Origin of the sequence: Roseovarius aestuariivivens (genome assembly GCF_004761875.1) — a bacterium.
Classification (GTDB): Bacteria; Pseudomonadota; Alphaproteobacteria; order Rhodobacterales; family Rhodobacteraceae; genus Roseovarius; species Roseovarius aestuariivivens.
Map to the genome: position 1 here is coordinate 174850 of NZ_SJEY01000009.1, position 6876 is coordinate 181725.

The window sequence follows — 6876 nt, forward strand, 5'->3', positions numbered from 1 at the left end:
TGTGAATAAAATGGGAAAAATCTTTGTAGGGCCAAGACTTAGGCAGCTCAGACGCCAGAGCAAACAGACTCAGGCCGAGATGGCGCAGCAGCTGGGAATCAGTCCGGCCTATGTCAATATGCTGGAACATAACCAAAGGTCTCTATCGGTGGCGCTGCTGATGTCACTGTCTGAGACCTACGGTGTGGACTGGCGCGACCTCATTAAGGATGAGGATTCGAATCTGCTGGCCGACTTGCGCAACGCGCTAAAGGACCCCGTCTTTGAGGATGAGATGCCCGACCTGCAGGAACTGCGTGGCGCCATCGACCACGCGCCGCGGCTTGTCCGGCAATTTCTCGCGCTCTACCGCAATCACCGTGGCACCTTTGACCGGATCCTGCGCCTGGAAAGCCTGGCCCAGGTCGAGGATCTGTCGCGCGCCACGCCCGAGGCCACGGTGCACGACCTCTTTCGTGAGAACTCCAACTATTTCGCCTCGATCGAGGCCAGCGCCGAATCCATGCGCCGCAAGAACCCCTGCACCCCTGACGACATTTACGGGGTGTTGAAACAGCGGCTGAAAGACAAGCACGGTCTCAGCGTCGAGATCCTGGCCATCGAAGATATGGATGAGACGCTGCGCCGGAATGATATTGAAAATGCGCGGATTACCCTGTCCGAGGCGCTCGACCACCAGAACCGGGTCTTCCAGCTGGCCCATGTGCTTTGCCTGCTGGAATTTCCCGAGACGCTTGATGCGGTAACGAAATCCAAGGCCGGCCTGACCGAGCAAAGCCGCACGCGCTGCCAGGTAGAGCTGGCCAATTATTTCGCAGCCGCCCTTCTGATGCCGTATGAAAGCTTTCACGCCGCCGCGGAAGAAACCCAGTACGACGTCGATCGCCTGTCGGCCCGGTTCGGCGTCTCGTTCGAGCAGGTCTGCCATAGGCTGACCACCCTGCAGCGCGAAGGAGCCAAGGGCATCCCGTTTTTCTTCCTGCGCGTCGACAAGGCCGGCAATGTGACCAAGCGGTTCAATGCCTCATCCTTCAACCTAGCCGAACATGGGGGCGCCTGCCCGGTCTGGAACATCCACACCGCGTTCCGCACGCCCGGGGTCATTCTTCCGCAGTTCGTCGAATTGCCGGAAGGCGAACGGTACTTCACCATCAGCCGCACCGCCGACCGTCCGGTGTTCAGCAAGGACACGCAAGACCGGCGCGTTGCCATCACCCTGGGATGCGAGCTGCGCTATGCAGACCGGCTGGCCTACACCGCGCCTTTCAACCTGTCGGATGCCGAACTCTTCAGCCCGATCGGGATCAGCTGTCACATCTGTGCGCGCAAGGCCTGTTCGCAGCGCGCGCACCAGCCGCTGTTCATGGAGCTCGACATCAAGGCCGACCGGCGCGGCACGACCCGTTACGAAAGCTGACGGCCGCGTTTCGGTTGAATTGCCCCGCGCGCTGTGGTCACAAGAGGCAACTGCCCGCGAAAGGGCCTTTCGGATCAAGGGAGACACGGCATGCTGCCCGAAGACATGAAAACCGTCGAGATGAAAGAACCCGGCAAACCCGAGGTGCTGACACTTGGGTCACGGCCCCTGCCCGAGCTGCGCGCGGACGAGGTTCTGATCAAGGTGCATACCGCCGGCGTCAACGGTCCTGACCTTGTGCAGCGCCGCGGGCATTACCCGCCGCCCAAGGGCGCGTCGGACCTGCTGGGCCTCGAAGTGTCCGGCGAGGTCGCCGCCGTTGGCGAGAGCGTAACGGATTGGGCGGTGGGCGACCCGATCTGCGCGCTAACCAATGGCGGGGGCTATGCCGAATATGTCGCGGTTGACGCCACACACTGCTTGCCGATCCCTGAGGGCGTGGAGATGGGCGACGCAGGCGGGCTGTGCGAGACATATTTCACCGTCTGGAGCAATCTTTTCTTCGAGCAGACGCTGCCCGAGGACGGCATTCTGCTGGTGCATGGCGGCGCGGGGGGCATCGGATCCACCGCGATCCAGCTAAGTCGTGCGATGGGATTGCGGGTACTGACGACGTGCACCGGAGACGAGGACGCCGCCTATGTCACCGGACTTGGCGCCGAGCGGGCGATTGATTTCAAGACCGAGGATTTCGTGCCCATCGTGCGCGAGGCCGGCGGTGCCAACCTCATCCTCGACATCATCGGCGGCGATTACGTCGCCCGCAACGTCAAGGCGGCAAGCCCGGATGCGCGGATCGTGCAGCTGGCCTTCAACGCGGGATCCAAGGTCGAGATCGACCTGATGCCGATCATGCTCAAACGGCTGGTCTATACCGGCTCGACCCTGCGGTCACGCCCGGACGCATTCAAATCCGCCGTGGCGGCAGGCCTGAAGAAACATGTCTGGCCGCTCTTTGCCGATGGCACTTTAAAGCCCCACACGCACAAGGTCTTTGCCTTCGACGAAGCGGCAGACGCGCACGCGATGATGGAATCCGCCACGCATCGCGGAAAGATCCTGCTCCGGCCTTGACCCAAAGCCCGAGACTAAACTGCTGAACCGAAAAGGCCCGCGAATAATCGCGGGCCTTTCCGTTATTGTGATGTGGGACGCTTCAGGTTTCGGCCTGCGCCGCCTTGCGCCGCTTCAGAAACCGGCTCACCAGCGGATAGCTCATCAGCGCCAGCGCGATGAGAATACAGGTCAGCGAGATCGGCCGCTCAATGAACGTCATCGCATCGCCCCGGCTGGAGATCAGCGACTGGCGCAGCGAGCGTTCCGCAAGCGGGCCGAGCACGATCGCCAGGACCGCCGGCGCCACCGGATAGTTGAGCTTGCGCAGGAAATACGCAGCCACCCCGATGATCAGCATGATCCAGGTGTCGAACATCCGGTCTGTCGTGGCGAAGACGCCCAGAACGCAGAGCACGAAGATGATCGGCGTCAACAGCGTGAACGGCATCGCCAGAACCCGGATGAAGAGCGGGATGAGCGCGATGTTCAGGATCACCGTCACAAAATTGGCGACATACATCGAACCGATCAGGCCCCAGACGAAATCCGGGCTTTCGGTGAAGAGAAGCGGACCCGGACGCAGACCCCAGATGATCATACCGCCCAGCAGGATCGCCGTTGTGGGCGAGCCTGGAATGCCCAGCGTGATCATCGGCAGCATCGAGCCTGTCGAGGCCGCGTTGTTGGCCGCCTCGGGGGCCGCGACACCGGCAATATTGCCTTTACCGTAGCTGTCGGGATCCTTGGAGAAAGTTTTGGAGAGACCATAGGACATCAGCGCGGCGGGCGTGGCCCCGGCGGCGGGCAGCGTGCCCACGAAGAAGCCGAGGAACGAGCCCAGCCACGTCGAATTGATATACAGTTTGATGTCCTTGAAGTTCTCCTTGATCTTCTTCCAGCCGGTGTTGACCTTGTGCATCTGCACCGAGCCTTTAGTCGTCTCCAGCGTCCAGAGCATTTCCCCGATACCGTAGACACCGATGGCCAGAACGAGGAAGCCGATGCCGCGCTGGAATTCCACCATGTCGAAGAAGATGAGACGCGGCTTGCCCGAGATGATGTCGAAACCCACAGCAGCCAGCACGAGGCCCAGCAGGATTGAGAAGATCGTCTTCGGGATGTCATCCCCGCCCAGCCCGATGAAGGTGGCGAAGGCGAGAAGCATCAGCGCGAATTCCTCTTGCGGGCCGAACTTGAGCGCGAAGGCCGCAAGCGGCGGCGCGAAGAGGGTAAAGAGGATGATCGAGACCGTGCCGCCGATGAACGAGGCGATGGCCGCGGCCATCAGCGCCTTGTCGGCCTTGCCCGCCTGGGCCATGGGCCGCCCGTCAAAAACGGTGGCCACCGCCGTCGAGGCGCCTGGAATACCCAGCGTGATCGAACTGATCGCGCCGCCGTACATCGCCCCGTAATAGAGCGCGGCAAGGAAGATGATCGCGGTCGTGGGCGGCACGAGGAAGGTCACGGGCAGGAGGATCGCCACGCCGTTGACCGATCCCAGTCCGGGCATACATCCGACGAAGAGACCCGCCAGACATCCCGCAAAGATCATGAAGAGGTTGAGCGGTTGGACAGCCTCTACGAGGCCTGATCCGAGTGCGACGATAATCGTTTCCATGGTGAGACCTCAATAGAAGTATTCGTAGCGGAGATTGTCGACCACGAGGAACAGTTCCTCGAAGAACGGCAAACCCTTGGGCAGATACTTCGTCAGCGCCACCTCAAAGAGCAGGTAGACGAAGAGGGGCGTGCCCAGCATCATCGAAATCGTTGTGAACCAGCTGTGGTTGCCCAGGATCCGCACAAAGAAGAACATGTAGATCACCAGCGTGAAGTAGGTGCCGATCACATTCATGAGAATGAGCATCACCAGAAGAGACACCGCGGAAACGGTCACGAGAAAGATCGTCTCGGACGCGATGTAGGGGTCGGTGTTGCGAGATTCCGGCGTAGCGCCGGTAAACCATCGGATGATCGTCGCCAGCGATGCGCCGGCCATGCCGAGCGACAGCCAGAAAGGCCACATGCCCGCGCCCGGGCCGCGCCCGGCGATCCAGCCGACGACGAGGTCACCGAAATAGACGTTGGCCATGAGCCCCACCGACATCACGAAGAGTACGATGGCCATGATCAGTTCTGCCGTACGGACGGTCATTTGTCTTCTCCATGTCCGGGCCAGACCCCGCTGCGGGGATTTGGCAATAATTCCCTATCCCGCCAAATCGAATGGCGAGCGAAGAACAGTCTTTTTCAGGAATGGCGGAGCCCGCAGAGCGGGCTCCGGTAGTGAGATTACTCTCCGGTGATTGCCGCGGCGCCAACCTGGGCAATCAGCTTTTCGTGCGCGACCTTCTGGTTTTCGTGGAAGGTAGCCAGTTCCTCGCCTTTCAGCATGGTCTCACAGGTCAGACCGTCGGACTTGCAGTAGCCTTGCCACTCTTCGCTGTCGAAAAGCGTCTGGAAGAGGTTCGTGTACCATTCAACCGCTTCGGGATCCATGCCCGGAGGACCATTGACCGAACGCTGCATGTAGTACTCGATTTCGATCCCGAGTTCCTTGGCGGTCGGCACGTCCGGGAAGGCTGCCTGACGCTCGCCGGTGAACTGCACCAGCGGCTTGGTATTGCCCGCGCGGTAGAACTCCATCTGCTCGGCCGGGTTGTTGACGGTCGAGTCGATCTGGTTGCCGACAAGGTTCTTGGCCACGGTACCACCGCCCGGGAACGGGATGTAGGTAACGTCATAGCCGAACTCGGCTTCCATCATAGCGGTCAGAACGGAATCTTCCTGGCCCGAGCCAGTGCCGCCGACTTTCCAGTCGAGCCCGGCTTCTTTTACCGCGGCCACGTAGCTGTCGACATCGGTGATGTCGTCCCGGTCGGTGTTGACCCACAGCAGGAACGTATCCATCGCCATAAGAGCGATAGGCGTGAACTCGGTCACGTCGACGCCTAGGTCTTCCTGGATGATCGGTGTGGTGTAGAAGCTGTTGAGCGTCATCATGACGGTGTGGTTGTCACCCGCCTTGTCCTGCAGATAGCGCAGCGCTTCCGCACCGGAGCCGCCCGGCTTGTTGATCGGAATGAACGGGCGCGGGCTGAGATCCTTTTTCTGGATCAGACCCTGCAGCAGGCGCGCGATCTGGTCCGCGCCACCGCCGGTGCCGGCCATGATGATGAATTCGACAGGCTTGCGTGGCTGCCACTCTGCCATGGCCGCGGGGGCGGTAATGGCGAGCGCGGACGCGCCGGCAACGAGATATTTCAAGGCTTTCATAAAGTTCCTCCCTAGTGTTTTGGCCCCATCCGGGGCCCTCAAATACTGACTTTGTCAGCGTTGGACGGATTTTCGTCCGCCTTCTTCCATGTTAACGGCAGTTTTCCTCGTGAAAAGAAAGAAAAATTACCGCTCAGTCGTTATGGCGCAGCACGCTCGGGCGCCGCTTTAGTGAACAAGAACCACGGGGATGGTCGCTTCATCTACCACCGCTTGTGTGTTTCCTCCGAAGATTGTCTCTCTTTCGTAACTTTCGTGATAAGCGCCCATCAACAACACGTCGGCCCCGGCCGAAGTGGCGTGCTGCAGAAGATTGCGCCCGATATTGCCATCGCGCTTGAACCGGTTGATCGACGCGGTCACACCGCGGATGCCCAGATAGGTCTGAAGCTCTTCCGCCGTGGTCGCATGCGGCTCGGAGCCGGTGGTCAGGATCGTGACCTCGCTGGCCGCCTCGATCAGGCCCATGCCCTGAGCCAGCGCCCGGGTCGCTTCGAGAGACCCGTTCCAGCCGATCGCGATATGGCGGCCAAGCTCGTCTGACACCTGATCCGTCTCAGGACACATCATCACCGGACGGGCCGAGGTGAATAGCGCCGATTTCAGGGTGTTGAAGCCAAGATTGGTCGATCTGTCCGGTTGCGGCACGAGGATCAGATCCGAAAGCCGCCCGTAATGCTTCACCGCATCGGCCTGCTTGCCGGTATATTCCAGAAAGCTGGCCGTCGGCGTGTCGGCCTTGGGGTCGTCTTCGGTGAGGCCAAGCTTTTGCGAAAGCTCGTGGAATTCATCGCGCAGCTGTTGTTCCTGACCGGCGGCGACCTGGTTCGATACTTCTTCCAGCTGCTTGCGGAAGAAACGCGGCACCACGACGCCGTAAGGCATCAGGTCCTCGGGCTTGGGCCGGCAGTGAATCACCTGCACATGCGCGCCGAACCGTTTGGCCAGGGCGGCGGCGTGGGCGAATACGTTGTCGCCCTTGCCGTCGCCCCGCACCGGGAGCATGAGGGATTGGAGTGTGCAGGCCATCTCAGAACAGCCCCTCGATCTGTCCGTCTTCGTTGAGGCGGATGTTTTCGGAGGCGGGTCTTGAGGGCAGGCCGGGCATGGTCATGATCTCGCCGCAG

Annotated in this window: 7 protein-coding genes; 2 read left to right on the forward strand and 5 right to left on the reverse strand. The window is 60.9% G+C overall.

Annotated elements, in window-relative coordinates; genetic code table 11:
- The first annotated feature begins 10 nt into the window (after positions 1–10).
- Together EZV60_RS15320 and EZV60_RS15325 are read left to right on the forward strand one after the other, a co-directional pair.
- Entirely contained in the window at positions 11–1417 is a 1407-nt protein-coding gene (locus tag EZV60_RS15320; RefSeq protein WP_135506480.1) for a helix-turn-helix domain-containing protein, read from the forward strand.
- Positions 1418–1507: 90 nt separating this feature from the next.
- Positions 1508–2491 (forward strand): NAD(P)H-quinone oxidoreductase, encoded by a 984-nt coding sequence (locus EZV60_RS15325; protein WP_245306325.1) that lies wholly within the window; start codon positions 1508–1510, stop codon positions 2489–2491.
- An 82-nt stretch (positions 2492–2573) separates the two neighbouring features.
- On the opposite strand, the gene EZV60_RS15330 is transcribed toward EZV60_RS15325, so the two are convergent.
- The 5 genes from EZV60_RS15330 to EZV60_RS15350 all read right to left on the reverse strand — a co-directional run.
- Entirely contained in the window at positions 2574–4091 is a 1518-nt protein-coding gene (locus tag EZV60_RS15330; RefSeq protein ID WP_135506481.1) for a tripartite tricarboxylate transporter permease, read from the reverse strand.
- A 9-nt stretch (positions 4092–4100) separates the two neighbouring features.
- The gene (locus EZV60_RS15335) at positions 4101–4628 is read right to left on the reverse strand and encodes a tripartite tricarboxylate transporter TctB family protein (RefSeq protein WP_135506482.1); all 528 of its coding nucleotides are present in this window, start codon (positions 4626–4628) and stop codon (positions 4101–4103) included.
- Between the two features lie 137 nt (positions 4629–4765).
- Complete coding sequence (locus EZV60_RS15340; RefSeq protein WP_135506483.1) at positions 4766–5749, reverse strand: Bug family tripartite tricarboxylate transporter substrate binding protein; 984 nt, start codon at positions 5747–5749, stop codon at positions 4766–4768.
- A 168-nt stretch (positions 5750–5917) separates the two neighbouring features.
- A complete protein-coding gene (locus tag EZV60_RS15345) occupies positions 5918–6778 on the reverse strand; it encodes a universal stress protein (protein WP_135506484.1) in 861 nt (286 codons plus the stop codon).
- A 1-nt stretch (position 6779) separates the two neighbouring features.
- Positions 6780–6876 (reverse strand): formate--tetrahydrofolate ligase (locus EZV60_RS15350; protein WP_135506312.1); only part of this gene is annotated, 97 nt, incomplete at its 5' end.

Bases quoted from the DNA above. Each gene is read 5' to 3' on its own strand.
- EZV60_RS15320 (WP_135506480.1), top strand. From the start codon at position 11: ATGGGAAAAATCTTTGTAGGGCCAAGACTTAGGCAGCTCAGACGCCAG.
- EZV60_RS15325 (WP_245306325.1), top strand. From the start codon at position 1,508: ATGCTGCCCGAAGACATGAAAACCGTCGAGATGAAAGAACCCGGCAAA.
- EZV60_RS15330 (WP_135506481.1), bottom strand. From the start codon at position 4,091: ATGGAAACGATTATCGTCGCACTCGGATCAGGCCTCGTAGAGGCTGTC.
- EZV60_RS15335 (WP_135506482.1), bottom strand. From the start codon at position 4,628: ATGACCGTCCGTACGGCAGAACTGATCATGGCCATCGTACTCTTCGTG.
- EZV60_RS15340 (WP_135506483.1), bottom strand. From the start codon at position 5,749: ATGAAAGCCTTGAAATATCTCGTTGCCGGCGCGTCCGCGCTCGCCATT.
- EZV60_RS15345 (WP_135506484.1), bottom strand. From the start codon at position 6,778: ATGGCCTGCACACTCCAATCCCTCATGCTCCCGGTGCGGGGCGACGGC.